General features: G+C 51.9%; 22 protein-coding genes. 11 read left to right on the top strand and 11 right to left on the bottom strand.

Annotation, left to right across the window (positions count from 1 at the left end):
* The first annotated feature begins 131 nt into the window (after nucleotides 1–131).
* Together L1278_RS01875 and L1278_RS01870 are read left to right on the top strand one after the other, a co-directional pair.
* Entirely contained in the window at nucleotides 132–989 is an 858-nt protein-coding gene (locus L1278_RS01875; protein WP_253400805.1) for a hypothetical protein, read from the top strand.
* A 115-nt stretch (nucleotides 990–1104) separates the two neighbouring features.
* A complete protein-coding gene (locus L1278_RS01870) occupies nucleotides 1105–1971 on the top strand; it encodes an SDR family oxidoreductase (RefSeq protein WP_253400804.1) in 867 nt (288 codons plus the stop codon).
* A 74-nt stretch (nucleotides 1972–2045) separates the two neighbouring features.
* Here L1278_RS01870 and L1278_RS01865 read toward each other — a convergent pair whose 3' ends face one another.
* Nucleotides 2046–4022, bottom strand: a complete 1977-nt coding sequence (locus L1278_RS01865; protein ID WP_253400803.1) for a hypothetical protein — start codon at nucleotides 4020–4022, stop codon at nucleotides 2046–2048.
* A gap of 382 nt (nucleotides 4023–4404) precedes the next feature.
* On the opposite strand from L1278_RS01865, the gene L1278_RS01860 reads away from it, so the two are divergent.
* Complete coding sequence (locus tag L1278_RS01860; protein WP_116541469.1) at nucleotides 4405–4596, top strand: cold-shock protein; 192 nt, start codon at nucleotides 4405–4407, stop codon at nucleotides 4594–4596.
* A gap of 72 nt (nucleotides 4597–4668) precedes the next feature.
* On the opposite strand, the gene L1278_RS01855 is transcribed toward L1278_RS01860, so the two are convergent.
* The 3 genes from L1278_RS01855 to ricT form a co-directional block, all read right to left on the bottom strand.
* Nucleotides 4669–5769 carry an endonuclease/exonuclease/phosphatase family protein gene (locus L1278_RS01855; protein WP_253400802.1) on the bottom strand — a complete coding sequence of 367 codons (1101 nt, stop codon included), beginning with the start codon at nucleotides 5767–5769 and terminating at the stop codon, nucleotides 4669–4671.
* A 195-nt stretch (nucleotides 5770–5964) separates the two neighbouring features.
* A complete protein-coding gene (locus L1278_RS01850) occupies nucleotides 5965–6441 on the bottom strand; it encodes a gliding motility lipoprotein GldH (RefSeq protein WP_253400801.1) in 477 nt (158 codons plus the stop codon).
* Complete coding sequence (ricT, locus tag L1278_RS01845) at nucleotides 6434–7954, bottom strand: regulatory iron-sulfur-containing complex subunit RicT (RefSeq protein WP_253400800.1); 1521 nt, start codon at nucleotides 7952–7954, stop codon at nucleotides 6434–6436. The genes L1278_RS01850 and ricT overlap by 8 nt, the downstream gene beginning before the upstream one ends.
* Before the next feature lie 362 nt (nucleotides 7955–8316).
* Here ricT and L1278_RS01840 point away from each other — a divergent pair, with 362 nt between their 5' ends.
* On the top strand, nucleotides 8317–9732 hold the full coding sequence (locus tag L1278_RS01840) for a lipopolysaccharide biosynthesis protein (protein ID WP_253400799.1): 1416 nt from the start codon (nucleotides 8317–8319) through the stop codon (nucleotides 9730–9732).
* A 92-nt stretch (nucleotides 9733–9824) separates the two neighbouring features.
* Here the strand turns inward: L1278_RS01840 and L1278_RS01835 are convergent, their stop codons facing one another.
* Nucleotides 9825–10988 carry a zinc-dependent alcohol dehydrogenase gene (locus tag L1278_RS01835; protein WP_253400798.1) on the bottom strand — a complete coding sequence of 388 codons (1164 nt, stop codon included), beginning with the start codon at nucleotides 10986–10988 and terminating at the stop codon, nucleotides 9825–9827.
* 157 nt (nucleotides 10989–11145) lie between these two features.
* On the opposite strand from L1278_RS01835, the gene L1278_RS01830 reads away from it, so the two are divergent.
* Nucleotides 11146–12021 (top strand): GNAT family N-acetyltransferase, encoded by an 876-nt coding sequence (locus L1278_RS01830; protein WP_253400797.1) that lies wholly within the window; start codon nucleotides 11146–11148, stop codon nucleotides 12019–12021.
* An 87-nt stretch (nucleotides 12022–12108) separates the two neighbouring features.
* Nucleotides 12109–12438 (top strand): multidrug efflux SMR transporter, encoded by a 330-nt coding sequence (locus tag L1278_RS01825; protein WP_253400796.1) that lies wholly within the window; start codon nucleotides 12109–12111, stop codon nucleotides 12436–12438.
* Here L1278_RS01825 and L1278_RS01820 read toward each other — a convergent pair.
* From L1278_RS01820 to rsfS, 5 genes are all read right to left on the bottom strand, one after another.
* Nucleotides 12435–13301: a hypothetical protein gene (locus L1278_RS01820; protein WP_253400795.1), complete on the bottom strand. Its 867-nt coding sequence runs from the start codon at nucleotides 13299–13301 to the stop codon at nucleotides 12435–12437. The genes L1278_RS01825 and L1278_RS01820 overlap by 4 nt on opposite strands.
* Entirely contained in the window at nucleotides 13264–14034 is a 771-nt protein-coding gene (locus L1278_RS01815) for a UDP-2,3-diacylglucosamine diphosphatase (protein ID WP_253400794.1), read from the bottom strand. The genes L1278_RS01820 and L1278_RS01815 overlap by 38 nt, the downstream gene beginning before the upstream one ends.
* Nucleotides 14018–14668: an LUD domain-containing protein gene (locus L1278_RS01810; protein WP_253400793.1), complete on the bottom strand. Its 651-nt coding sequence runs from the start codon at nucleotides 14666–14668 to the stop codon at nucleotides 14018–14020. Before L1278_RS01810 ends, L1278_RS01815 begins: the two co-directional genes overlap by 17 nt.
* 12 nt (nucleotides 14669–14680) lie before the next feature.
* Entirely contained in the window at nucleotides 14681–16816 is a 2136-nt protein-coding gene (ftsH, locus tag L1278_RS01805) for an ATP-dependent zinc metalloprotease FtsH (RefSeq protein ID WP_253400792.1), read from the bottom strand.
* A 68-nt stretch (nucleotides 16817–16884) separates the two neighbouring features.
* Nucleotides 16885–17259, bottom strand: coding sequence for a ribosome silencing factor (gene rsfS / locus L1278_RS01800; protein ID WP_253400791.1), 375 nt, complete (start codon nucleotides 17257–17259; stop codon nucleotides 16885–16887).
* Nucleotides 17260–17308: 49 nt separating this feature from the next.
* Here rsfS and L1278_RS01795 point away from each other — a divergent pair, with 49 nt between their 5' ends.
* A complete protein-coding gene (locus tag L1278_RS01795; RefSeq protein WP_253400790.1) occupies nucleotides 17309–18058 on the top strand; it encodes a biotin--[acetyl-CoA-carboxylase] ligase in 750 nt (249 codons plus the stop codon).
* Here L1278_RS01795 and L1278_RS01790 read toward each other — a convergent pair.
* Nucleotides 18051–18644, bottom strand: coding sequence for a YceI family protein (locus L1278_RS01790; protein ID WP_253400789.1), 594 nt, complete (start codon nucleotides 18642–18644; stop codon nucleotides 18051–18053). The two genes, L1278_RS01795 and L1278_RS01790, sit on opposite strands and share 8 nt — an antisense overlap.
* Before the next feature lie 802 nt (nucleotides 18645–19446).
* Here L1278_RS01790 and L1278_RS01785 point away from each other — a divergent pair.
* The 4 genes from L1278_RS01785 to rlmB all read left to right on the top strand — a co-directional run bounded on the left by L1278_RS01785 (nucleotide 19447) and on the right by rlmB (nucleotide 25255).
* Nucleotides 19447–20007 (top strand): T9SS type A sorting domain-containing protein, encoded by a 561-nt coding sequence (locus L1278_RS01785; RefSeq protein WP_253400788.1) that lies wholly within the window; start codon nucleotides 19447–19449, stop codon nucleotides 20005–20007.
* 128 nt (nucleotides 20008–20135) lie between these two features.
* Nucleotides 20136–23090 (top strand): DUF2723 domain-containing protein, encoded by a 2955-nt coding sequence (locus tag L1278_RS01780; protein ID WP_253400787.1) that lies wholly within the window; start codon nucleotides 20136–20138, stop codon nucleotides 23088–23090.
* Between the two features lie 90 nt (nucleotides 23091–23180).
* Nucleotides 23181–24437 carry a GWxTD domain-containing protein gene (locus tag L1278_RS01775; RefSeq protein ID WP_253400786.1) on the top strand — a complete coding sequence of 419 codons (1257 nt, stop codon included), beginning with the start codon at nucleotides 23181–23183 and terminating at the stop codon, nucleotides 24435–24437.
* The gene (rlmB, locus tag L1278_RS01770; protein WP_253400785.1) at nucleotides 24410–25255 is read left to right on the top strand and encodes a 23S rRNA (guanosine(2251)-2'-O)-methyltransferase RlmB; all 846 of its coding nucleotides are present in this window, start codon (nucleotides 24410–24412) and stop codon (nucleotides 25253–25255) included. The genes L1278_RS01775 and rlmB overlap by 28 nt, the downstream gene beginning before the upstream one ends.
* The last annotated feature ends 116 nt before the right edge of the window (nucleotides 25256–25371 follow it).

Below are 25371 nucleotides of genomic sequence, written 5' to 3'. Positions count from 1 at the left end.
AATAATCCGGATCTCTCATTTCATTCGAGACGACAATTCTGTACCTCATTCCTCAAGTTGAGGGCACTAGGCTACAGCCTGCCCAATCGTGCACCGGCAACAATCAACAATTAGCTATCAACAACAAATAAATGCTTATCAAGCTTTTTACCCTGTATGTATACCTGCAAACGGCATTGTGTGGCTGCGGACCAGACAGGCGCAACAGCGATTTTGAGCGGCTGCGGAAAGACTACAAGGTGAACGTGCAGCGTATCGGCCGATTGGATACCCACATCAGGGAGAGCTCCGGCCTGGCCCATGCTACTGACAGCACTTTCTGGACCCATCCTGACAGTGGATCACCAGCAGAGCTATACCTTTTCAACCTGAAGGGCGAGTTGCTGAAAACCATACCGCTGCCTATACCTAACCGCGATTGGGAAGAACTGGCGCAGGACGATAAAGGCAATCTCTACATCGGCGACTTCGGCAACAACGCCAATGCCCGCCGCGACTTACAAGTTTTTAAGTTGCAGCAGGAGGAGATGATTGTGCAGGATACGATGCTTTTTGACTTCGCCGACCAACAGGATTTTCCGCCGCCAGCGCAGGAGCGAAACTTCGATCTGGAGGCTTTCTTCTATCGTGCTGACAGTTTGCACTTCTTCACGAAAAGCCGTGCCCGCAAAGGCATCACCCGCCGCTATACCTTGCCTGCCACAGGGGGTGCCTATACCTTGCCGCCGCAGGAAGAGCTGCGGGTGAGCTCCGCCATCACAGCTGCCGACAGCGCCCCGAACGGGAAAGATTTTGCCCTACTGGGGTATGGGCGGCTATACCTGTTTGAACCCGAAAACGAGCAGGTACAGTTTTCTGGAAAGCGCTATTGTCTGCCGCTGGGCCGCACAGGGCAGGCGGAGGCGCTGCTATACCTGTCGCCCACAGAACTACTCATCAGCAACGAAAATGGAAAACTATACCTGGTTAGCTTTGAGCTGAAGCGGTAAACACAGCGGAGCCCTCAACCTAACACCATCCAGATCAGTTTATAGGTATAGCTGCAAAACGACACGTCAGCAGTGCCGTGCACGTATAGTGAACATACCTCAAAAGAATAAAACGATGCGACAAACGATATTGGTAACGGGTGCTACAGGTACGGTAGGCCATGAAATTGTAAATCAGCTTTCCATGCAGGATGTCATAGTGAGGGCGGGTGTACACTCCGTCATCAAAGGTGAAAATCTGAGACGGCTGCCCGGTGTGGAGATTGTGGAGATCGACTTCAATGACCCTGATTCGCTGCATGCTGCCTTCACAAACATAGATAAGCTTGTGCTCATTACGCCGCATTCCGAAAACCAGCTGGAGATGACCCGCAACCTGGTAGAAGAGGCGAAGAAGAAGGGTGTGAAACATATTGTCAGGCTGTCGGCGTTGGGAGCAGGGGCGGAGCCAGGTATACAACTGGGCCGTTGGCACCGGGAGATGGAAAGGTATGTAGAGGAAAGCGGCATCCCTTATACCATTCTCCGGCCCGCGGGCTTTATGCAGAACTTGGTGAACTACAGTGCTGAGTCTATTAAGCGGGAAGGTAAATTCTATATGCCTGTAGGGGAGGGCAAGGTCAGTTACATTGACACGCGTGATATTGCGGCCGTAGTCGAAGAGGTGCTTCTGTCAGACGAGCATCATGGAAAGGTATACGAACTGACCGGACCGGAAGCGCTCTCGCATCAGGAAATGGCTGCGCTGCTGGGCGAGGTGACAGGCAAGCAAATTGACTTTGTGGATGTGCCTGAAGAAGTAGTCCGGCAAGCCATGCTGAAGCATCATACACCAGTACGAATAGCAGATGCCATCTTAGAATTGTACGCTGCTTACAAAGCCGGAAAATCTGCTGCCGTAACAGATACAGTACAGGAAGTAACAGGTCGCTCGCCCCACAATTTCCGGCAGTTTGCCAGCGATTACCAGGAGTGCTTTTAAGCATCAGGTATAGCACAAAAAAAGAGGCCCCTTCCTGAATCAGGAAAGGGCCTCTTGCTTTAGATCAATTCAGATTAGTCAAGGTCGCGGTAGCGGTCGCTTCTTCTTGTTTCGAAGCTGCTGCTATCGTCATCATAGTTGGAGCGTCCGCGCTGCGAAGAATCCTGGCCGCCCATACCACTGCGATAATTTTCGCGTGAAGACGAACCCTGGTTATCGCTGTAGTAAGAGGTGCCGCTGTCCATAGAGCCGTAGCGGCTCTGGTCGCCTCCTCGTCCGCCTTGGCCGTAGCCACCTTCACGGTAACCACTCTGGCCATAGCCGCTCATGCCGCCGCTTCTTTCAGAGCCACCGTAGCCGCCACTGCTCATAGAGCCGTAACCGCCTTGTGACCTGCCCTGTGAGCCGTAACCGCCTTGAGAACCACTGCGGCCACTCATAGATCCGTAATCGCCCTGTGAAGAAGAGCCGTAGCCACTACCTTGTGAACCCTGACGGGAAGAACCGCCGTAGCTGCTCTGTGAGCCGTAGTTATCACCGTAAGAGCTTCTACCACGGCCGCGGTCCTGAGACGAACGGTATTCATCGTTGTAAGAACCACCACGTGAGCCGTAGCCGCCCTGCGAGCCATAGCCACCCTGCATGGAGCTTTGTGAGCTGTAGCCTCTTTGTGAGCCATAGTCATCGCGGTCATATTCACTCATACCTCTGGATGAGCCATATCCCATAGAACCGTATCGGTCACGGTCGCCGGAGCTACCCTGCGAGCCGCCCATAGAACCATAGCTGCTTTGCGAAGACGAGCCGTAGCCACCCTGCGAGCCACTGAGGCCGCCCATAGAGCCAGATCCTCCTTGTGAGGAAGAGCTATAGCCACTGCTGTCGCCGTAGCCGCGCTGCATGCCGCTGCCCTGCGATGAACCATAGCCACCCTGAGAGCCGCGCTGGCCGTAATCGCCTTGTCCGTAGCCCTGCTGGTAGCTACCTTGGCTACCATAGCCACCATGCATGTTTGTTCTGGATGAACCAGAGCCCGTCATGCTGGAGCCGTAACCTTCCTGTCCACTTCCCTGAGAACCATAGCTGCCCTGAGACGAGCCTCCATAATTGCCTTGGTTACTGCTGCGGTAGCTACCGCCTTGTTCGTATCCACCGCGACCGCTATCGTAGCTGCCGTAGCCGCCCTGGTTAGAGCCACTGCCTTGCATACCGAAAGAGCCCTGCGAACCACCGTAGCTCTGGCCACCGATGTTGTCGCCTTCTCTGTCCTGCATGCCGCCCTGCATACCACCTCTCGAGGCACCGTAGTCCTGATCCTGGTAGCGGGTGCGGTTGCCTTCCATGCCGCCCTGGTTGCCATAGTTATAGCCACCCTGCGAGCCGCCGTAGTTGCCTTGTGAAGACGAACCATAGCCACCTTGAGAAGATGAGCTGTAGCCGCTACTGTCGCCGTAGCCGCGCTGCATGCCACCGCCCTGCTGCGATGAACCATAGTCGCCCTGATAACCATAGCCACTCTGGCCGCCGTAGCCGCCGCTGTGCTGCGAACCGTAACCATAGCCTCCCTGCGAACCATAGCCACCTTGCTGGCTGTCGCCGTAGCCCTGGCCACCCATACCGCCTTGCTGCTGGCTGCCATAGCCCTGCTGTGAGCCGCTCTGGCTACCATAGCTCTGGTCGCTGCTACCCATCAGGTTGCTATCAGAATCTTTCAGGTTGCTATCAGAATCTTTGCTGCTTCTGGAAGAAGTTGAAGATTTTCCTGTTTTGGAATCAGAAGATTTGGAAGAGGTTTTAGTGCCTGATTTGGCTTTTGTACCTGTCGACTTGCTGTCGGAAGAAGCAGATTTGCTGCTGCTCTTCGAGGAAGGAGTAGAGCTGGAAGATGATGAGCCCATGCCGGAACTTCCCTGGCTCATGGAGCCCATACCAGAACCACTTTGACTTGAGCCAGTTAAATTAGATCCGCTTTGGTTAGAGCTACCCGATGACGAGCTGCCCGACATACTTCCAGACTGGCTGGATGACTGATTTTTTTCGTTTTCTTTCATAGTTCTGATCTCCTCAGTTTATAGTTATAGATTAATTGGAATAGTAAAGGCTCGATTAAATCTGACATCGCCACCGCACAGCACAAAGTGCCGGAACAGAGGCAAGGCCTTGTTCAAGCCACATCAAAAAATGGTGGTCATACCTATTTAGTTAGTGTAACTGAACGTTTTAGCTATACGCACCTCACGTAGGAGGGTTATGAGGTGCACACCGGGTAGAAGCGTGAAGATTAGTGCCGACGTTGCTTGCGACAGATACCTTCAGGAGTCACAAAATCAAGGCTATGTTTCTGAGACAGATGCCCTTATTTTATTTTTATGAATTTGGTTATTTATAAGAACTTATTTTTACCTTTGCTTCTATTATTAACAATTATTTATCATGCAAACAGGTAAAGTAAAATTCTACAACGTATCTAAGGGCTTCGGCTTCATCGTAGCTGACGATACAAACCAAGACATCTTCGTTCACCAGACTGGTCTAGTTCACGAAATCCGTGAGAATGACCGTGTTTCTTTCGAAGTGAAAGATGGCAAAAAAGGATTGAATGCAATTAACGTAGAGCGTATCTAGGTTGACGAACATATAGCCCTTTAGGCAGGGCATTCATCTATTTTGACCCGCTCAGTTTACTGAGCGGGTTTTTTATTTGATGCCGTTTTCGGCCTTCTTTTCTCCATTGCGCTCCTCGCCTTTTTCCAGCCCTTCCTGTATCAGTTCATTGGCTTCTTCATGGTCTTCGGCATCGGCTTTAGGAGGCTGTTGTTCTTCCTGATTCTTTGGCTCGTAGTTGAGTGTGATCAGAATCGGGAAATGGTCGGATCCGAACTTTGGCAGTCGCTCCATGTGCACCAATCGGAATGAGGGATCATAAAAGACATGGTCCAGGGGGTAGCGGAAAAGTGGTATGTAGGCATTGTATGTATTGAAAAAGCCACGACCAACCCGTGGGTCCAGCATGCCACTTATCTGCTTGAACAGTTTGGTGGTGCTTGACCAAGCCACATCGTTCAGGTCGCCAGCTACGATAGAGGGGTGCGGGGATTTCTTTACAACCTTTGCCGCGATGAGCAGTTCCGCCTCGCGGGTTTCAGTATTCTGCATGAGCCGGGGCGGCTGCGGATGTACCGTGTACAAGTCAAACTGAAGGCCGCTCGGCAGTTCCACAACCGTGAAAAACGAAGGGATATCATCTTCCACCATAAAGCGTATCTCACTGTCCAGAAGCTTGAACTTGCTGAAGAGCAACATGCCGTAGGTGTTCTCCAACGGCTTTTTGATGGCATAGGGGAAGCGCTTATCGAGTTCCGGCTGCAAATGATCGTACCAAGCCTGATTGGGCTCATTGATCAGCACGATGTCTGGGTCAGTGCGCAGGACGAGTTGCAAGAACTTTTCATACTTCTTGTTGGTCATGCGCACATTCGACACCATCAGTGTGACACAGTTGGCTGGTACCTCTACTTCCGTGCGCAGGGCTTCTATTGGAGCGAGTGGCGTAAAGTAGTAGACATAGCGCAATTCATTCACAATAGCCAGCACCCAAAGCGCGAGCATCCCGATCTCACCTGCGCCACCTGTCACACCATAAAGCGCCACATACGCCACCAGTACGCCTGTGAGCAGTATGGCCACATGTAGGCGTGGAAAGTCAAGCACCCTGATCCACCACAAGGGGGATTTGATAAGAGGCAGGAAAGAAAATAGCGTCAGAACGAATCCGGCTATCTGGAGGGTGAGCTTCATACAGTTGCAAGCAATTAGGTATAGGACTTAAGATATACTGCATACTTTCAACCGTAATTTTTTGTTGTAGAAGCCTGCTGTTTCTTGTCAGGATATAAAGCGTTCGCTGTAAAGTATAGAGTGCTGATGCGCACAAAAAAAACGGCCGGAGCTAGCATGTAGCTCCGGCCGTTTTCTCAATGATCGTGTATGGTGCTAATGGGCTGCCTCTTCCACACGCACACCTACTGCCAGAATATTGGGAAGCGGATCGCGGCGCATGTACTGTGTCAGCTGTAGGCGGTAAGTGCCCACCTGTGGGAGTGCCACCTCCTTCAGTACAAGCGACTGCATATCGTAAATGTCGCTCGAACCTTTTCCTTCCGGCTTGCCTGTTTTGGCATCCATCAAGTGCAGTTCTTGTAGCGACGACGATACCAGGCTGCTATCGGGCGCCGTGAGGCGATGCTGCAGGTATAGGTTATAGTAGTCGTAAGCCAGGGAGTAGCGCACATTGAAGTACACATTGTACCGCTTGGTGGTGTCCTCGATGGCAAACTCAAACACAGGCGCATTGTCTACTGTCCAGTTTTTGTCGGGCATTTCTACGTTCTGCTCATATACCCGCGAGGGGTCGCAAGCCGACAGTACAAGGGTGCCCATTACCGCCAACATTAGCATCATGTTACGCATCAGACGAAGGTGTATTAGGTTGGTTTGGTTTTGGGCCTCGGTTTGGTCTGCGTGACTTCTGACGTCTGGGCTGCTGCGGAGCGCCATCGCCCTGCGGTTGCTGGGCATCCGGTCTTCCCTCTCCGCGCGGTGGCCTCGGTGCTCCACCTTCCCGTGGCGGTCTCGGCTCGCGGGGCTGCCTGTCGTCTGTACTTGGCGGCCTGTCCTCCCTGTTTTCACGTCCTTCACGGTTACCACGGTTACGCGGTGGGCGCTGCTTTTTAGGGCGCTGGCCCTGTTCGGCAGGTGCTCCTTCCGTTCCCGTTGTAGGCATTTCCGCTTTCGCCTGTTGCTGCTGGTCGGCAGGTTTTGCTTCGCGCGGACCTCTGTCACGGCCACGGCCGTCACGCTGCCCTCTGCCTTCGCGCGGTCCTCGGTCCTCACGAGGCCCTCTGTCTTCACGCGGGGCACGTGGCTCGCGAACTTCTGTGTCCTGCATGCCACTCCCTGACAAGCCTTCTACCTTATCGCCAGCCGACTTTTTCTTCTTTTTCTTCTTTTTCTTATTCTTGAACTTGTCATCAAGGCGCTCCAGGCTGCCTTCTACCTGAGCTACAAACTCGTTCTGCTTCGATTCCTGTACAGGTTCCTCCACCAGCGTTTCAGGTACAATACCTTGGCTGTTCATTTTGAGGATTTCGTGCACACGCTCTACCGGCACAGGGTACCAGTTGTTGTCGCCCCGGTAGCCGAACCACATCATCTTTTTAAAGATGTCGGTTTTCTGCAGCATGGCATCGCCCTGCTTGGTCTGCAGTGGACGCGACACGGTAGGTATATCCTTGAGCGCTTCCATGTAGGTTTCCAGTTCGTAGTTGAGGCAGCACTTCAGGCGCCCGCACTGACCCGATAGTTTGCTCGGGTTGAGTGACAGGTTCTGGTAACGGGCCGCCGTAGTGGATACACTCTTGAAATCGGTGAGCCAGGTAGAGCAGCACAGTTCACGTCCACAGGAGCCGATGCCACCCAGTCGGCCGGCCTCGTGGCGCAGACTGATCTGGCGCATCTCGATGCGTACCTTAAACTCCTCAGCCAGCTTTTTGATCAGGTCACGGAAATCGACACGGTCGTCGGCAGAGTAGTAGAACGTTGCCTTGGAGCGGTCGGCCTGGAACTCCACGTCAGAGAGTTTCATGCGGAGCCCCGTCTGCTGTATGATCTCGCGGGAACGGTACATGGTAGTCGCTTCCTGCTCCTGCACCTCGCGCAGCTTTTCCATGTCGCGCTCATTGGCGATGCGGTAAATGGTGCGGATCTCCTCATTGTTGTCTACTTTCTTTTTGAGCATCTGCAGACGCACGAGTTCGCCTTTCAGCGATACGGTGCCTATGTGATGCCCATTGGGCACGTCTACTACTACCGGATCGCCGGTCGTCAGGTCGATCCTGTTTATGTTGCGGAAGAAATCCTTGCGACCTCCCTTGAATCTTACTTCTACAATGTCGAACTCCTCAAACGCGGTTGGAATCTCCATATCGCTGAGCCAGTCGAACACGTTTAAACGATTGCAGCCTCCTGTGCTACAACCGCCGTTGCTTTTGCAGCCGCCTGGCTTTTCGCCGGTGCTGCATCCGCCACTAGAACATGAACTACATCCCACTTATTATATCTCCTATATAGCCGTGAAGCTTCTTGTTTTCTTATTGTCTGAATTAACAAATATACTAATTTTTTGAGCTTATGCTCAACATGACAACTTTTGTAACTGCGGTTTTTGACAGACCGGGGCATAAATTAATGCTTTTACGGAAGTTTAAACAGCCTGGGATAAAGTGATTTCTGAAAATGCATTTGCTCAGGTATGGCTGTGAATGGATTATCACCTAATTTTAGAGGATGCTTCGAAAACTCCTGTCACACGCTGCGATCTACGGCCTGTCAGCACAGATCCCCCGTCTGGCGGGTGTGCTGGCCCTGCCGCTGATCACGCAGCACCTGACCCCGGTTGATTACGGGGTGGCGGGGGTGGTGACAGCTTACTACAGCGCGCTGATCATGCTGCAGTCGCTGGGCTTTACGGTCGTGATGGAAAACAGCTTTGCACGGCATCCCAGTCGCTTCCAATGGATCTGGCGCCAGCTTTACGGTTTTCTGGCCAGCTGGTCGCTCGTGTATGGACTGCTAAGCATGGGGATGATTTACATGGTAGTGCCAACCGATGCACAGGAAAACCGGTTTCTCATTGCGCTGCTTGTCGGGATTCCGATGGTCTTTTTTGTAGTCACCGATCTGTTTGGGGGGATGTTTTGCCTGCACACGCAGCGGCCGCTCCCCATTGCATTACGATCCTTCTTGATGGGAGGCGTTAACGTGATCCTGACCATCTATTTTATAGCAGAACTCCGAATGGGGTATATGGGCTGGTTTTATGCCAGTACCATTTCGACGGCGGCAGGCTTTGTGGTGAGTATCTACATCATAGCCAGTCAGAAACTCTGGCCTATCTTTAATTTTAAATGGCACAGGATCAGGCACAGTCTCAAAGTTTCGTTACCGGCTGTACCACACGGGTTTTCCTTTTTTATGCTCGATACCTCTGATCGACTTGTGTTGGATGTGGTAGGTATACCTGTCGGGCGGATTGGTCTTTATAACGTGGCATCGAATTTCGGTATTTACTTTTCATCGGCCAGTCTGGCGGTAGTGCAGGCCGCTACGCCATTGTACAAGCAGCTCTACGCCCAAACAAAAAGCATAGAAGCCGCGCTGCAGGCACGCTACATGACCTATACCTTGCAGCTGCTCTTTTTCATCGGCACATTTATCGGGAGCCTTTGGATGAAGGAAATTTTCGGCTTCCTGATCCGAAACCAGGAACTGCAACAGGCCTATCCGTTGGCTATTGTCATTCTGATGGGGTATAACTTCCGGCCCATGTACATGGCAGTCATCAACCTGCTCACTTTCCATGAAAAAACGAATAAACTCTGGCGTATCTCCACCGTGGCAGGTATAGGAAACATCGTGCTCAACCTGATACTCGTGCCGCTCTATGGTTTTCAGATGGCAGCCTATACCACTTTTGCCGCCCTGATGTACATGGGCTATGCGGGCTTTTTCTTAAAGGTATACAAAGAGTTGGCTTTGGTGCGCTACCATGCTATTTGGTGGCTGCTGGCAACGGTTGTGTTGCTCGTATTGGCCTATCAGTTGCGTGAAGTAGCGGTGTGGCAGAAAGCTTTGATTACGCTCCTGAGTTTGTGTGCAGGTATAGCGGCTTTTTGGAAATACAGGAGTAGGGCACAGTTCTAGGAAGGCTGTAGTTTCCAAATATTTTTTTAAGCAAAAAAAACAGCAACAAGGTATAGGCCTGCTGCTGGTTTTCTATTTAAGTGATCTCCAGATTATGGTTTCAACACTACCTTTAGGCAGTTGTCTTCTTTTTTGTTGAAGATATCGTACATGCGCGACGCTTCCGCCAATGGCACGGTATGGGTAATGATGTCGTCGAGCTTGACTTTACCTTCCTGCACTAGCGAAATGAGGTGATCGATGTAGCGGTGCACCCAGGCCTGGCCACCCCGCAGCGTCAGGCCCTTGTCGAACCACTTGTAGAGCGGGAAGTTATTGTAAGGCGAGCCGTATACACCCACCACCGTCACAGTACCGGCTCGTCGCACAGAGTCCATGCACTTTTCGAGTACCTTCATAGTACCTTTCTCCATCTGCACAACGTTCATGGCTTTTTCCAGCACGGTGCGGTCTGCCTCCATACCTACGGCATCCACGCACACATCGGCTCCGTAGCCACCGGTCATATCCCGTATCACTTGCACGGCATCTACTTCAGCGTAGTTGATAACTTCTGCGTTGGCTGATTTGCGGGCCATTTCCAGACGGTAGGGCTGTATGTCCACGCCAATCACGCGTTTGGCGCCTTGCAGCCAGGCCGATTTCATGGCCATTATGCCTACCGGACCGCAACCCCACACTACCACGGTCTCACCGCCTTTCAACTGCGCCCAGTCAATGGCGGCCCAGCCGGTCGGGAAGATGTCTGTCAGGAAAAGCACCTGCTCGTCTGTCAGGTTATCCTGTACTTTGCGTGGACCGTAGTCGGCGTAGGGTACGCGCACGTACTCTGCCTGCCCGCCATTGTAGCCGCCGTATATATCGGTATAGCCAAACAAAGCCGCACCGACACCCTTCATCATGGGGACTTCACCTTCGGGTCCGTAGTTATCGGGGTTGGAGTTTTCGCAGTGCGTGGGCAGCTGCATGTTGCAGTAGTGGCAAGTGCCGCAGGAGATAGGGAAGGGCACCACCACACGGTCGCCTTTTTTGAGGTTTTTCACGCCTGTGCCCACTTCCTCGACAATGCCCATGAACTCGTGGCCCATCACCATATCGCGGGCCTGGGGCACCATGCCGTTATAAATGTGCAGATCGGAGCCGCAAATGGCCGTGGAGGTTACCCGAAGTATACAGTCGCGCGCGTCCTCTATTTTGGGGTCATCGATGGTCTCCACCTGGATATCTTTCATTTTGTGGAATACTGCTGCTTTCATAGTTTATTTTTTAGGTTTTCGTATTAGCTTCTATAAGCTTTTGTATTTTTCAGTACTTCAGTTTAACGGTAAGCAGTGAAGGCGGGTTATCGGGGAAGGCGTGTTGCTAAGGCTGATGCTGGAAGTGCTTCCTTCTTGTGTTTCAAATCTATACCTCATGCAGACTCAGGCTTCTTATACTTTCTCGTTTTTGCGCGAACACGATGTCCCTGCGCTTTACGATACCTTCCTGGCCGCCTTTGCCGACTACGTGATCCCCATCAAGGTAAGCAGGGAAGAATTTGCCATGAAGTTTAAGCGCGAAGGCGTAGAGCCCACCTTTTGTGCAGGTGCTTTCTACGGCGAGCAATTGGTGGGCTTTATAATCACGGGCCTGGGGGAGTGGCAGGGTATACCTACCGCCTACAACGCGGGCACGGGCGTGCTGCCTGAGCATCGGGGAAACCAGCTAACCAAGCGGCTCTATGCGTTTCTGCTTCCCAAGTTGCGCGAAAGTGGCGTGGAGCAGTGCCTGCTGGAGGTAATTAAGGGCAATGCGGCCGCCTTTAAGGTATACCGCTCCATCGGCTTTGGGGTAGTCCGCACGCTGGAGTGCTATCGGAGCCCGGTTAGGGAATTGCTACTCTCAAGTGAAGAGCCTGCACTCACGGTGGTTATCAGGCCGGCAGCTACACCGGATTGGAAAACCTATACCTGTTTCTGTGATATCCGGCCGAGCTGGCAAAATACCAAAGAGGCTTTTTGCAAAAATCCCGATCAGAAATTGGTGCTGGAAGCTTATGCAGCAGAGCAACTGGTGGGCTATGTGGCTTTCTTTCCGCGTACGGGAGCTATTGCCCAACTGGCCGTGCATCCGGATAACCGTACCCAAGGTATAGCCAAGGCATTGTTAAGGGAAGTAATAAAGCGAGCCAGAGTGTCTGCTCTCCTGCTACTCAACATAGACCAGACAAACGCTGCACTGGCAACTTTTTTAGAGCGAGTACATCTCAAGCGTTTTCTCACACAGCACGAGATGCTATTGCGCCTGTAATAAGTATGGTGCTTCCCTCTAATCTGCCTAATTTGCAGCCTGTTTTTTTATCACCGGGGCTTCGGAGCTCTTCAAAAACTGAATCAAATGAATACTGCGTGGATTTACCTGATATTGGCAGGTATATGCGAAATTGGATGGGCCTTTGGGCTGAAGTACAGCGAGGGTTTTTCAAAACCGTTGATCAGCATCGTGACGGTCATCGTTATGATACTGAGTTTTATACTGTTGTCTCAGGCTATGAAAACACTGCCTCTCGGTACCGCTTATGCTATCTGGACAGGTATAGGCGCGGCGGGTACCGCCATTTTGGGCATGGTTTTCCTGAACGAACCCAAGGATCTGATGCGGATACTGTGCCTGCTGATGATCGTGGCCGGCGTAGTGGGTCTGAAATACTTTGCCGAAAGCAACTAACGGCTCAGACGGAACACCTCGGCCTGCTCTTTGGTGAACAGGTATAGCATGTTGTTGCTGATCAGGGCAGATAGGTAGCTTTTGTCGGCCGGAAGGGGCAGGGTTCGCTCTTGCAGTTTGTACAGATCGAAGAAGTGCAGCGCGTTGTCTTTCACAAAGTATAGCTCGTTCCCTTTGAAAGAGATATAAGACACACCCGTAAAAGGCAGCTTCTTTTTGTAATTGCCCAGGTTGTCGAACACATAGATGCCGCTGTTGTAATCCAGCAGGTATACCATGTTCTGATATTCCCGGATAAAGCGCACATCAAACCGGGCTTTGTCCAGGATAAGGTTGAGCGGGGTTTCGATGATGGGTTTCTGGTAGCGGAGGTCCAGTTTGCTGAGCGTGAAGTCCGATTCGTTGAAGAGCCAGAAGCTATCGTCGGAGGTGAGGGTGGCGGCCTGCACGTTGCCCATGTAGCCCAGGTCTGTCAGGCGCGTGTTGGCGATGGGGCTCATAAAGCGGTCGAGCAGTAAGAGCTCCTGTCGGTCTTCGTAAAAAAGAAAGACCTTCATCGGGTTCCAGGCTTCGACAGCCGTAATGCGGCCACGACTGGGCGGCGAGAAAGTATTAACGGGCTTGCCCAGTGTGTCGAGCACAAACAGGTTCTGGTTCTGGTCCATCAGGTATACGCTGCCGTTTCGGGCAACGGACACCGTAGCAGGAGAGGAGATGGCAAAGCTGTGGCTAAAAGTGAGCGTAACCAATGAGTCGGGCTGCTGCGCGAATGCAGGTATAGCCAAAACCGCCAGGAGCAGGTATAGCACTGCGCTCAGGTATAGCCTACTGTTCAAAATACTCCAGTTTAAGGTCTTTGCCATCGTATACGCCGTAAGAGCAAAAATTGACCCACTCTCCCAGGTTCACATACCGGCTGCTTCCGTTAATTGGCATATCGAGGGGCAGGTGACGGTGACCGAACACATAGAAGTCGTGATGCTGCTTGCTTTCCACTTCTTTGCAGTACTGCATCAGCCATTCGTCCTCGCCAAAAAACTTCTCGTCGTCCTTGGTATTGCTAATGCGACTTCTACGCGACCACCTATTGGCAATGCCTATACCTGCGTTGGGGTGAAGCCAGCCAAATAGCCACTGACAGGCTTTGTTATTGAACACCTTCTTGAGCACCTTGTAGGTATGGTCGCCCGGACCCAGGCCATCGCCGTGGCCGATGTAGAATTTGTGACCGCCAAAGTTTGTAGAAATCGGCTCCCGGATAATAGGGATATTGAGCTCTTTCGGAAAGTAATCGAACATCCACATGTCGTGGTTCCCCGTGAAAAATAGCACCGGTATACCTGCATCGGTTAGTTCGGCCAGTTTGCCCTGTAATCGGATAAAGCCCTTGGGTATAGCATGCCGGTACTCGAACCAAAAATCGAATATGTCGCCCAGCAACAGTATTGCCGCCGCGTCGTGCTTTACGGTGTCGAGCCAGCGCACGATCTTTTTCTCGCGGGCAAGGCTCTGCTCGGCGTTTGGCACACCCAGGTGAAAATCAGAGGCGAAATACACTTTCTGGCCGGGAGCCAACTGGTCAATGCGGAAGGTCATCTATCAGGAAAAGTACGAGCTGTTTTGGGCCGTGAGCGCCCATTACCAATGTTTTTTCGATATCGGCTGTGCGGCTCGGGCCACTCACCAGCGATACCATGGAGGGAAAGTTCTCCTTATACTTGTCGCGTACCCGCTGCAGGCCGTCTTTGATGTCGGGCACCAGTTGGCTGGCTTTGGCTACGACCATGTGTGTTTCCGGGTAGATGCTCAAGCGGCGGCCACCGGCATTGCTGGAGCTCACCAGAATGCTGCCGGTGCGTGTCACGAGCGCTTCGCAGGTGGTGAGGCTGGCCTGTGCCTTTTGTATGAAATCATCTTCCGTAGAGGTGAAATCTATACCTGCTTGGTAGAGGATGTTCTGTAGATTGGCTTCCCAAACGTGCAGGAACTCGATCTGCTGCTCTCTTTTTAAATTGAAAAGCTGGTCGAAAAAATCTTCCTCGTCTTCGCAGTACACAAAAAGGCCACTGTTGGCGATAAAAGCCTGTGCAAAGGCAATGGATTGATCTTCAGCCATTGGCGAATGCAGCGGCGAGTTGAAGTCAGGGGTGGGAGGCAGAAAAGGCGCTGACTTAGCCAGCGCCTCTCTTACTCTTCTTAATACAATTTCTTTCGATTTTGCTTCGTACATGCTCGGGGTTTATCAAGCAGTTCTGCTATTGATGGTATCATTCGGATTAGCGGATGCATCGTTCTGAATAGGTGTGCCCGGCACACCGCCCTGGCCATTTTGTTCAGGATGCTCTGTCTGTCCAACCTCTACCGGATGCTGTTCCTGGCTTACTTCGCTCTTTGTTTTGCTGCGATCCGTACCGGCAGTGTGGGCCTGGTAAGTCGTGAGCTCATCAAAAGGGCGCTTGCCAACCAGTCGCTCCAGATCACTCTGGAACAGAATCTCTTTCTGCAACAACTCCTGCGCCACTATTTCCAGTTCTCTCGCCTTGTCCGTCAACAATTGCTTGGTGCGGAGGTAAGCGGTCTCGATGATATTGCGTACCTCGTTGTCGATGGTTTCGGCAGTAGCCTCAGAATACGGCTTGTTGAATGTCATATCCGTTTGCTTTGAATCGTAGAACGACACATTACCGATTTTAGCGTTCATGCCATACATCGTCACGATGCTGTAAGCCATTTTGGTAATACGTTCCAGGTCACTCAAAGCACCTGTAGAGATCTTTCCAAACACGAGCTCTTCAGCGGCGCGTCCACCCAGGGCCATGCACATTTCGTCGATCAGCTGTTCTGTGGTATACAAGAACTGCTCTTTCGGTAAGTACTGCGCATAACCCAGCGCGGCAACGCCACGTGGAACAATGCTCACTTTTACCAACGGATCGGCGTGCTCCAGGAACCAGCCTGCAATGGCGTGACCCGCTTCGTGGTAAGCCACGATCTTCTTTTCTCCAGGAGAGATGATCTTGTTCTTCTTCTCCAGACCACCAATTACTCGGTCAATGGCGTCGTTGAAGTCCTGCTGGTCTACTGCCTTTTTGTTGCGGCGGGCAGCGATTAGAGCGGCCTCGTTACAAACGTTGGCAATTTCGGCACCAGCAAAACCAGGCGTCTGGGCGGCCAGCTTACGGGCATCTACATCAGGCGCCAGCGTGAGCGGCTTCAGGTGCACGTCAAATATTTCGGTACGGCCGTTAATGTCTGGCTTGTCGATGCTGATCTGGCGGTCAAAACGACCCGGACGCAGCAGGGCGGAGTCCAGGGTGTCAGGGCGGTTGGTCGCCGCCAGAATAATAACACCTGAGTCAGTCGCGAAGCCATCCATTTCTACCAGCAGTGAGTTCAGTGTGTTCTCACGTTCGTCGTTGCCACCTGGCGTTGCGCCACGGCTACGGTGACGGCCAATGGCGTCAATCTCGTCAATGAAGATGATACAAGGCGCTTTGGCTTTTGCCTGCTTGAAGAGGTCACGCACACGGGCAGCACCCACACCTACGAACATCTCCACAAAGTCAGAACCTGACAGTGAGAAGAATGGCACGTCGGCTTCACCGGCCACTGCTTTGGCAAGCAAGGTTTTACCTGTACCGGGAGGGCCTACCAGGAGTGCGCCTTTCGGGATCTTACCACCCAGGATCGTGAATTTGCTTGGGTTCTTGAGGAACTCTACAATCTCCTGAATCTCTTCTTTCGCCTCTTCCAGGCCGGCCACGTCCTTGAACGTGATCTTTACTTTGTTTTCGGCATCAAACAGGGCAGCCTTAGACTTGCCGATGTTAAAAATCTGGCCACCTGCACCACCCGCTGTTACGCGGCGCATCAGGAACCAGAAACCAAACAACAACAGGATCAGGAAGCCCCACTGGAAGAAGAAGTCTGCGAAACCGGTGCGTGTCTCAATGGTGTAAGGCACACGGTTCTCACGCGGGATGTTCTCCTGCAGTTTCTCATAGTCCTCTTTAAAAGACTCTGCCGTGATGATGGTGAAGTGGTAGTGCGGACCCTGGTCTACGCTGCCTAAGGTGCCACGACCCGACAGCTCGCTGCTATACTTTTCGTTCTTGAGAGCATCGTCCTTCAGGTATACTTCCACGATTTTGCCGTTCACGATGGTCAGTTTCTTCACATCGTTACTGACCAGCATCTCCTCAAAGTTCTGCTGGGTGGTTTCTACGGAGGCGTTGCTCTTGTTAAGCCAGGTGAGTCCGAAAATAAGCAGGATGAGTACCGCCAGCATCCACAGCTGCATCGTAGGCCGTGGGGGCGTCTGGGGTATCATCGGCTTTTTCTTCTTGTTATTATTTCCTTTATTATTCTTTTCAGCCATGAATGTGTTGTTTCAGATACATGAAATACAGGAAGGAACCCCTCTTTGTTTAGGATTCCTTCTTAGGGTTAAGCATCTTCTATACGCTTGATGTTGGCATCACCCCATAGTTCCTCAAGCGCATAGAATTCACGCTTGTCTTTCAGAAACACGTGCGCCACTACGTCTACGTAGTCCAGCAGCACCCACTCCTTGTTGGTGCGGCCTTCGCTCTGCCAGGGATTCTGGCGGACGGCTTTAAATATTTCCTCTTCTATGGAAGTCGCGATGGCGTCAAGCTGCGAGTCTGATGATGCGGATGCGATCACGAAGTAATCAGATACGGCATTTTTGAGTGACTTCAGGTTAAGAACGACGATATTGCTGGCTTTCTTTTCCTGCATGCCTTTTACTACAAGCTCTGCCAATATGTCTGAATTGGCCTCAGCCTTGGTTTCTTTCATTTGTACTACTTAAATTTGATTTACAAAAGTACTAAATTCTGTTCAATGTATGGTGCCTAATACGCTCTTTATGGGCCAGCAGCTGTTTTTTCTGCCGGTATGTGCATCCACTAACTCAGAAGCCCAGCAGCTACTCCTCAAAAATGAAGCCACAGAGGGTTGTGTGGTGCTTACTGACGAGCAGACGCATGGCCGCGGCCAGCGGGGCAACACCTGGGAGGCAGCGCCCGGTCAAAACATTACCCTTTCTGTAATTCTGTCACCTGTTTTTATGGCTGTCAGGCACCAGTTTTACCTCAACATGGCGGTTTCGCTGGCAGTGCTTGACCTGTTGCGCGAACAGGGGCTGGCGCAGGCCCGTATCAAATGGCCCAACGACCTTTACTTCGAGGACAGGAAGCTTGGCGGGATTCTGATAGAAAATACAGTTACCAGTCAATCCATACAACACAGTATCGTAGGGATTGGTTTAAACGTAAATCAGCTTCATTTCGGAATCGGCACGGCCACTTCGCTGGCAGCCGAGATAGGTACGCAACTCGACGTGAAAAGATTGGTGAACAGGCTGCTCGAATTGCTCGAGAAACGCTACCTGGAGCTGCGTAGCGGGAAAACTGATAAGCTGAAGTACGAATACCTGCAGGCATTGTACCGGTACCAGGAGGAGCATAGGTATCAAATTGGTTCAGAACAGGTACGGGGTCAGATCATGGGAGTAGACGAAGACGGCAGACTGGCACTTGAAGTGGATGGCGAGCTGCGTTACTTCGGTTTTAAGGAAATCGCCTACCTTATTTGAAGCTTAATTTCTTGATGGCTACAATTTGCTGCGGTTCAGGTTCCGTGGGAGTAAGCGGCATTTTGAGCGAAACGTTCATAGTGCTTGCTCCATAGCCCGAACTCAGCCTGGGCGCCTGGATGTGGTGGTCAGCCAGCTTAACCGGGAAGTCAGTCATAAGCTGCCAGGTGTTTCCCTTCTGTACAATTGTGCCGGTGATGGTTCTTTTTTTAGAAACGCCGTGGATAGTCAGGATGCCTGCAGCAGTTACTTTCGCCTCACCCTTCGCTGAAGCAGGGCCTTTTTCGGTAATCTTGCCGACAAAGGTTGCCTTCTGAAAGCGGCTGCTTTGCATGTACTTGTCGTTGAAACGCTCCTGCATGAGCGAGTTGAGAAACTGGAAAGAGGTGATGGGGACGTCGAATCTGAATTTGCCCGTCTCCAAGTCAATCAACCCGTTGGCGGACTCAGAGGTGCCTTTGATCAGGCTAAGGGGAGCGCCGGCCTCGAACACGATGGTGCCGATGCCCTTATAGGAGCCTGTCTGGGCCTGTGCCTGCGGGAGTAGCCAGTAAAGGCTGCATACAATTAGGAGTAGCTTTTTCATACATGTCTCGTCTTCTCATCGGGTAAGCTTTCCTTCCTTTTATTTAACTAGTCTGAGCAGAGATAGTTGAGCCCGTTTACTAAAAATAACCGGTCACTGAGAATTTTTTTGCTGTTTGGCTTCTCCAATCGCTGCGCGTTCTTTTGTTTCTTCAGGTTAAGGTGTCTGCTCTGTTTCTTGTGGAAACTTCGTTGCTGCAAACTATTTTTAAAAAATATCGGACTAACGAATTTGATGCTGTGCAAAAGGATTAGTCCAATAAGCTGCTTGTTTTTGATGTAACGGAGTGTTTACCTATGAGTTGCACAATTTGTATGCATAGCTTTATAGTTCAATCAGATTCTTTTTATCTTTATAAATCTTGATTAGGCTTATTTTAGGTCTGTGATAGTGAACTATAATATCAGGTAGGTGGGGTGTTGTGACGTGCTGTGGAGATTGATAGTATAGTATAATATTAATATTGTTGGCGTCTCTAAAGCAGTAGAATTGGAAAGGGTAAGTTCAATTTCTATTGCCGTAACACAGGGCGCTAGAGGGGTGATTTGGCCGGGTGCGATGCAACCTCAGGTATAGGTATGGGGTCATGGTGGTGCAAAGGATATTGAAAGGCATGGTTCTTGATAATGTCTGAGCGAATCCAAAACAGTAAAAATTCCAGGTATAGCTATTTCTATAGTATCCTGCATTTTTAATTAGATTTTTTCTATTTACTATATTTTGGTATATCTTTGACTGCCTGCCAGCTCGTGGCCAGGACCTTTAGAAAAGCGAGGTGTGATATATGAGAACTTTTACAAAAATGATAATAACGGCTGTCTTTGCGGTTTCGCATTTGGCAGCATACAGTGTGACGGCAGACGGCCGCTTAAAAGAGGCAGGAGCCCTCTCCGCCAAAGAAGGGGGTAGTTCCGCCTGGAAAGTCGTTCCTGAGAAGAAAGCCGAAGCGAACGTGCGTGCTGAAAATGCCAGAACCGCTGCCTGGGTTAAGGATTATACCAAAAACAAGAGTAAAAGCTTATACCTGACAGAAACGGCTTACGCCAGCTCTTCCAGGTTTGTAATCAACTCTTACATGGCTTTTATGCCGTCGCCTGAGCGCCAAACACCTTCGATCAATGCTTACCCGAACCCTTCGCGTGGCATTACCCGGGTGCAGCTGTCGCAGGTGGGTGTGGCTGAAAACTACAAGCTGAAAATTTCGAACACGATCGGCAAGGTGATGGAAACGCACGAACTGCCGGTGACGCACTCCAACGTGTTTGTGCTCGACATGACAGGCTACCCGGCCGGGGTGTATTTTTACAGCCTGCTCGTGAACGATAAGACCGTGGAAACGAAGCGATTGATCCTTCAGAAATAATAGGGAGCTATACCCTTTACAAAGCGAAAGCCAGTTGAGAGACTGGCTTTTTTTTATGGCAGACTCTCCAAAGGTGCGCAGGCACCAATTTATTTAGTATTTTCGACGCTGAATATTTGTAAATTGCTATGACGGATTATCGCAAGATAAACAACCTCGTAGGCTGGCTCGTGTTTTTGATCGCGACCGCCGTGTATGTATTGACGCTGGAACCTACTGCCAGCTTTTGGGACGCGGGCGAATTCATCGCCTGTTCTTACAAGCTTTTAGTGCCGCACCCTCCGGGGGCGCCGTTCTACCTGTTGGTAGGTCGTATGTTCTCCATGCTTGCCGGCGATCCAACGCAAGTGGCCTGGTGGGTGAACCTCCTTTCTGCGCTCTGCAGCTCATTTACTGTCCTGTTCCTGTTCTGGTCCATTACCATCCTGTCGCGCCGCCTGCTGGTGAAGGAGGAGGGAGTAGCTCCTGCTAAAGGACAAACGGTGTTGATCATGGGTGCTGGTGCCGTGGGAGCGCTTGCCTATACCTTTACGGACTCAGCCTGGTTCTCGGCAGTAGAAGCCGAGGTATACGCCATGTCTTCTTTCTTCACGGCCATCGTATTCTGGGCCATGCTGCGCTGGGAGTCGAAGGTAGGGGAGTCGCTGTCGGATAAGTGGCTGATTCTGATTGCCTACCTCATCGGCCTTTCAATTGGCGCGCACTTGCTGAACCTGGTGGCTATACCTGCACTGGCCTTCATCTATTACTTCCGTCTGTACAAACCAAGCTGGAAAGGTGGCCTGATCGCGTTTATGATCAGTGCTGTGATCGTGATGGCCATTCTATGGGGCATTATACCTGGTCTGCCGTCGCTGGCCGGCAATGTGGAGGTGTTCTTCGTCAACTCACTGGGAATGCCTTTCGGCTCGGGTATCATCTTCTTTGTGATTCTGCTGGTGGCAGCCATCATCTACGGTATACGCTACTCTATCCAGCGCAACCTTCGTGTGCTGAACACAGCCATTCTTTGCTTCTCCTTCATCCTGATCGGCTATTCTTCTTACATGATCATCCCGATCAGATCATCTTACAACCCGACGATTGACGAGAATGCGCCGGACGATATTCTGAGCTTTGTTTCCTACCTGAAGCGCGAGCAGTACGGCGACCGTCCACTGCTGTACGGACCACAGTACAACGCGCAGCCTGTTGCCCAAGAGGAGGGAGCTCCGCGTTACGTAAAAGGCAAAGATAAATATGTGATGGCTGGGCGTAAGCTCGAAACCATTTACGACAGCAAAGACAAAACCCTCCTGCCGCGCATCTACAGCGACAATCCGCAGCATCTGCAGGAGTATAAAAAATGGGTAGATCTCCGGGAAGGACAGGCGCCATCCTTTGGCCAGAACCTGAGCTTCCTGTTCCGCTACCAGCTGGGGCACATGTACTGGCGCTATTTCCTTTGGAATTTTGTAGGTCGCGAAAGTGACGTGCAACAGTCGGGCGTGCTGTGGTTTGGCAAGCCAACTGACGGCATACCAGACCGGGTGGCCAACAGTAAGGCGCGCAACACCTTCTACCTGCTGCCCCTTATCTTCGGTATCGTCGGTTTGATCTACCAGATACGCAAGAACGAGCGCGATGCCTTTATTGTAGGCCTGCTCTTCTTCTTTACAGGTATAGCCATTGCCCTCTACCTGAACCAGCCGCCCATCGAGCCGCGTGAGCGTGACTATACCTTCGCGGGTTCCTTCTACGCCTTCTCTATTTGGATAGGTCTGGGTGTGCTAGGTATAGCTGAGCTGCTGAACCGTGGCCTGCGCAACGTTACAACCAGCGGTGCCATTGCCACCGTCATTGGTCTGGCAGTGCCGGGTATACTGGCTGCCGAAGGCTGGGACGACCACGACCGCTCTAACCGCTACCACTCCGTAGACTCCGCTAAAAACCTGCTGGACTCCGTGGCGCCAAACGGCATCCTGTTCACAAACGGCGACAACGATACCTTCCCGCTGTGGTATGCGCAGGAGGTGGAAGGCTACCGTACCGATGTGCGCGTAGCCGTACTCAGCTACCTGAACACCGACTGGTACATCGATCAGATGAAGCGCCAGGCATACAAGTCCGAGCCATGGCCGCTGACGCTCGAGAACGAGAACTACCGGCAGGGCACCAACGATTACCTGCCGTACGTAGAGCGCCAGCAGGTGGCGGCAGGTATAGACCTGAAGCAGTTTGTTAGTCTGGTGCGTCAGAACCATCCGGCGCTGCAGGTGCAGGCAGGTAGCGGTACTTCGCTGTTGAGTTTCCCAACCAAGAACTTCTTCCTGGATGTAGACCAGAACAAAGTTGCGCAGGACGGCTTTGTCGCCAAAGACTTCCAGGACCAGATCACGGACCGCATGCAGTGGACCATTAACAAGTCGCTGCTGGAGAAGAAGCACCTGATCATACTGGACCTGCTGTCCACAAACGAGTGGGAGCGTCCGGTGTACTTCTCCACGACCGTGAACAGTGCCGATTTTATGGGCTTGTCGGAATACTTCCAGCTCGAGGGACTCGCCTATCGCGTAGTTCCTGTTAGGGTAAGCAGCGAGGAGGCGCCAGGCTTCCTGAACAAGGAACTCATGTATAAGAACATGATGAACTTCAGCTTCCGCAACTTCAACGATCCGAGCATCTTCTACGACGAGAACTACTTCCGTTTCGCCGCCAATGCCCGTGATAAGTTCGGCAAACTGGCCGCGGAGTATCTGTTAAGCGGCGACAATGCCCGCGCCAAGGAGCTGGTGGACCACTGTTTTGAGCAACTGCCGCCAAGCACCGTGCCTTACGACTACTATACGCCGCAGTTTATTTCCATTATGGCGGATTTAGGGGAAGAGGAAAGAGCGAAGAGCCTGTGGGAAGACATGGCCAAGAACTCGCGTGAGTCAGTGGACTATTACCTCGAAAAAGGCGCCCTGTTTGACATGGAGATACAAACCAACCTGTTTATCATGCAGCAGCTTATCGGCGAGGCGCAGGCCATCGGCGAAGAGGAGAAGGCAAAAGAACTGCAGGACGTGTTTGTGCAATATCTGCAACGCATGCGGCGTTAAACAAAATAGAGAGTTAAACAGTACAAAAGCCGAACCCGTTTGTGTGTTCGGCTTTTGCTATTTTCGGGTGCCTGCTTTATCTTCAAGCTAATGAAACAGATAAGTCTACTTACCTGCCTGTCCATGCTGCTACTGCTCTCCTCATGCGGCAGCTCAGACATCGCCTATGCGCCAATGTACCGCGACACTGCGCCCGTTGCCGCCAAATCAGAGCAGCCCGAGGTGGTGCTGCAGCACGGCTATTACAGCAACCCTGACAGCCTGCACCTGATCCTCCGCTTTGACGAGCTCCGGCAGTTGCTCGACCTGACGCAGGCCGCAGACCGTGTGGACTTCACCATCCGCTCAGGCAGCACCGAACGGGATATGCTTCTGCTGCGCGATACCGTGCAGGTGCTGCCACAGTACAGAATAGCGTCAAATGGAACATTAGAGGTGCCGGTGACAGTACCTGCCAAGTTTGCAGCGGCGGGCAACACCATGCAGGTGCGACTCTGGATGAAGTTGGCCGGACAGGAGCGCCTGGGTGTGTCTCACCGGTTGGCGCTGCACCCCAATATGCTGCAGAAAGACTTTATGCTGCTGCAGGTGCGGACGAATGCGCCGCTACTGCGTGGCTTTGCGACCATTACGGATAGTCTATACCTGTGGCAGCCAAGCGATACCAATGGCACTTTTACGGCGCAGCGGGTAGACTATACCTTGCAGCCCGCTTTGCCCCCCATGTCAACGCGCCAGGAGAGTATGCCTGCGGTGCCCCAAGCTGCCGGAGACACGCTGGCGATGGCCGTTCTGGATACCTTTCGTTTAGAGCAGGAGGGGCTATACCTGCTGCGCACCGGATCAGGCGCTACACAGGGTCTGGTGGTGGAGGCCGGTACCTTTCCGCTCATCACCCGCGTGCAGGACATGATCACCCCACTCATTTATCTGACTACCTCAGCTGAGCGGGAAGCACTTTACAATACACAGGACAAGAAAGCGGCCGTGGATGCCTTCTGGCTGAAAATTGCGAAGGACAAGAAGCTGGCGCGTGAGTTGATCCGGACTTACTATACCCGTGTCGAGACGGCGAACAAGCTCTATACCTCATTCAAGCCCGGCTGGGCGACCGACCGCGGCATGATCTACATCATCTATGGCAAGCCGCACAACGTGAGCGTCAGCACCGATGCTGAAACCTGGATCTACCGTGAATCAGAGGCGACGCCCTACGTCAAGTTCGTATTTACGAAAAAAGAGAATACCTTTACCGAAAATCACTTTGAGCTGGTACGGAACCGTGAATACGAGGAGAACTGGTACAGCACTGTAGCAAGATGGAGAGCAGGAATAACAAATTTGTAGGTGGAAACCGCTATGGCGGCCCCAGAACTCCGAAGGAGGATAAAATGGAAATGATCTTTGGCCTCAGACCGATCATAGAGGCCATGCTGGCCGGAAAGGTGCTGGAGAAGATCTTTGTACAGAAGGGCGCCCGAAATGCCAACACGGATGAACTGCTTGACCTGGCCAAAAAGCACGATATACCGGTTGCCAGCGTGCCGATTGAAAAGCTAAACAACCTGACCCGCAAAAACCACCAGGGAGCCGTTGCGCTGATCTCAGCGATCACGTACATGCCGCTGGACGAGATTGTGACCTCACTTTTTGAGAAAGGCAAGAGCCCGTTGTTGCTTATACTGGATCGTATCACGGACGTGCGAAACTTCGGTTCCATTGCCCGTAACGCTGAGTGTATGGGCGTGGATGCCATCGTTATACCGAGCAGGGGAGGCGCCCAGATCAATGCAGACGCGATTAAAACATCGGCCGGAGCCCTGCACCTGGTGCCTGTCTGCCGTGAGCAGAACCTGAAACACACGATCGATTACCTGAAGGATTACGGTGTTCAAATCGTAGCCTGTACCGAAAAGACAGAACATAACCTGACCGATAACACAGTGGATTTCGTCGGGCCGACTGCTATTATCATGGGCAGCGAGGAAGACGGTATATCGCCGGAGTACCTCAAGCGTGCCGATGCCAAACTGCGTATTCCGCTGATAGGCCAGATCGGCTCACTCAACGTGTCGGTTGCCACGGGCATCATTCTTTACGAAGCCATGAGCCACCGTCTGCGCGAAAGCGGTTACTCCAGTCAGAATACTTTTGAGCCGAGATAAGCAGGTATAGCCTAACCCATTGAAGGTATAGCTTACCGGAAACAGAACGAAAAAGGGGAACGCTGCTGTCAGCGTTCCCCTTTTTCGTTCTGAACTATACCTCAGCAGGTATAGCA

Origin of the sequence: Pontibacter sp. HSC-36F09, assembly GCF_024171605.1 — a bacterium.
Lineage (GTDB): Bacteria > Bacteroidota > Bacteroidia > Cytophagales > Hymenobacteraceae > Pontibacter.
This window is presented reverse-complemented; position numbering and strand designations above follow the sequence as displayed.

Coding starts and splice junctions, on each gene's coding strand:
- L1278_RS01870 (WP_253400804.1), top strand. CDS start 1,105: ATGCGACAAACGATATTGGTAACGGGTGCTACAGGTACGGTAGGCCAT.
- L1278_RS01815 (WP_253400794.1), bottom strand. CDS start 14,034: ATGACCTTCCGCATTGACCAGTTGGCTCCCGGCCAGAAAGTGTATTTC.
- L1278_RS01860 (WP_116541469.1), top strand. CDS start 4,405: ATGCAAACAGGTAAAGTAAAATTCTACAACGTATCTAAGGGCTTCGGC.
- L1278_RS01865 (WP_253400803.1), bottom strand. CDS start 4,022: ATGAAAGAAAACGAAAAAAATCAGTCATCCAGCCAGTCTGGAAGTATG.
- L1278_RS01840 (WP_253400799.1), top strand. CDS start 8,317: ATGCTTCGAAAACTCCTGTCACACGCTGCGATCTACGGCCTGTCAGCA.
- L1278_RS01830 (WP_253400797.1), top strand. CDS start 11,146: ATGCAGACTCAGGCTTCTTATACTTTCTCGTTTTTGCGCGAACACGAT.
- L1278_RS01775 (WP_253400786.1), top strand. CDS start 23,181: ATGAAACAGATAAGTCTACTTACCTGCCTGTCCATGCTGCTACTGCTC.
- L1278_RS01790 (WP_253400789.1), bottom strand. CDS start 18,644: ATGAAAAAGCTACTCCTAATTGTATGCAGCCTTTACTGGCTACTCCCG.
- ricT (WP_253400800.1), bottom strand. CDS start 7,954: ATGGAGATTCCAACCGCGTTTGAGGAGTTCGACATTGTAGAAGTAAGA.
- L1278_RS01875 (WP_253400805.1), top strand. CDS start 132: ATGCTTATCAAGCTTTTTACCCTGTATGTATACCTGCAAACGGCATTG.
- ftsH (WP_253400792.1), bottom strand. CDS start 16,816: ATGGCTGAAAAGAATAATAAAGGAAATAATAACAAGAAGAAAAAGCCG.
- L1278_RS01785 (WP_253400788.1), top strand. CDS start 19,447: ATGATAATAACGGCTGTCTTTGCGGTTTCGCATTTGGCAGCATACAGT.
- L1278_RS01795 (WP_253400790.1), top strand. CDS start 17,309: ATGGTGCCTAATACGCTCTTTATGGGCCAGCAGCTGTTTTTTCTGCCG.
- L1278_RS01825 (WP_253400796.1), top strand. CDS start 12,109: ATGAATACTGCGTGGATTTACCTGATATTGGCAGGTATATGCGAAATT.
- L1278_RS01835 (WP_253400798.1), bottom strand. CDS start 10,988: ATGAAAGCAGCAGTATTCCACAAAATGAAAGATATCCAGGTGGAGACC.
- L1278_RS01820 (WP_253400795.1), bottom strand. CDS start 13,301: ATGGCAAAGACCTTAAACTGGAGTATTTTGAACAGTAGGCTATACCTG.
- L1278_RS01855 (WP_253400802.1), bottom strand. CDS start 5,769: ATGAAGCTCACCCTCCAGATAGCCGGATTCGTTCTGACGCTATTTTCT.
- rlmB (WP_253400785.1), top strand. CDS start 24,410: ATGGAGAGCAGGAATAACAAATTTGTAGGTGGAAACCGCTATGGCGGC.
- L1278_RS01780 (WP_253400787.1), top strand. CDS start 20,136: ATGACGGATTATCGCAAGATAAACAACCTCGTAGGCTGGCTCGTGTTT.
- L1278_RS01810 (WP_253400793.1), bottom strand. CDS start 14,668: ATGTACGAAGCAAAATCGAAAGAAATTGTATTAAGAAGAGTAAGAGAG.
- L1278_RS01850 (WP_253400801.1), bottom strand. CDS start 6,441: ATGCGTAACATGATGCTAATGTTGGCGGTAATGGGCACCCTTGTACTG.
- rsfS (WP_253400791.1), bottom strand. CDS start 17,259: ATGAAAGAAACCAAGGCTGAGGCCAATTCAGACATATTGGCAGAGCTT.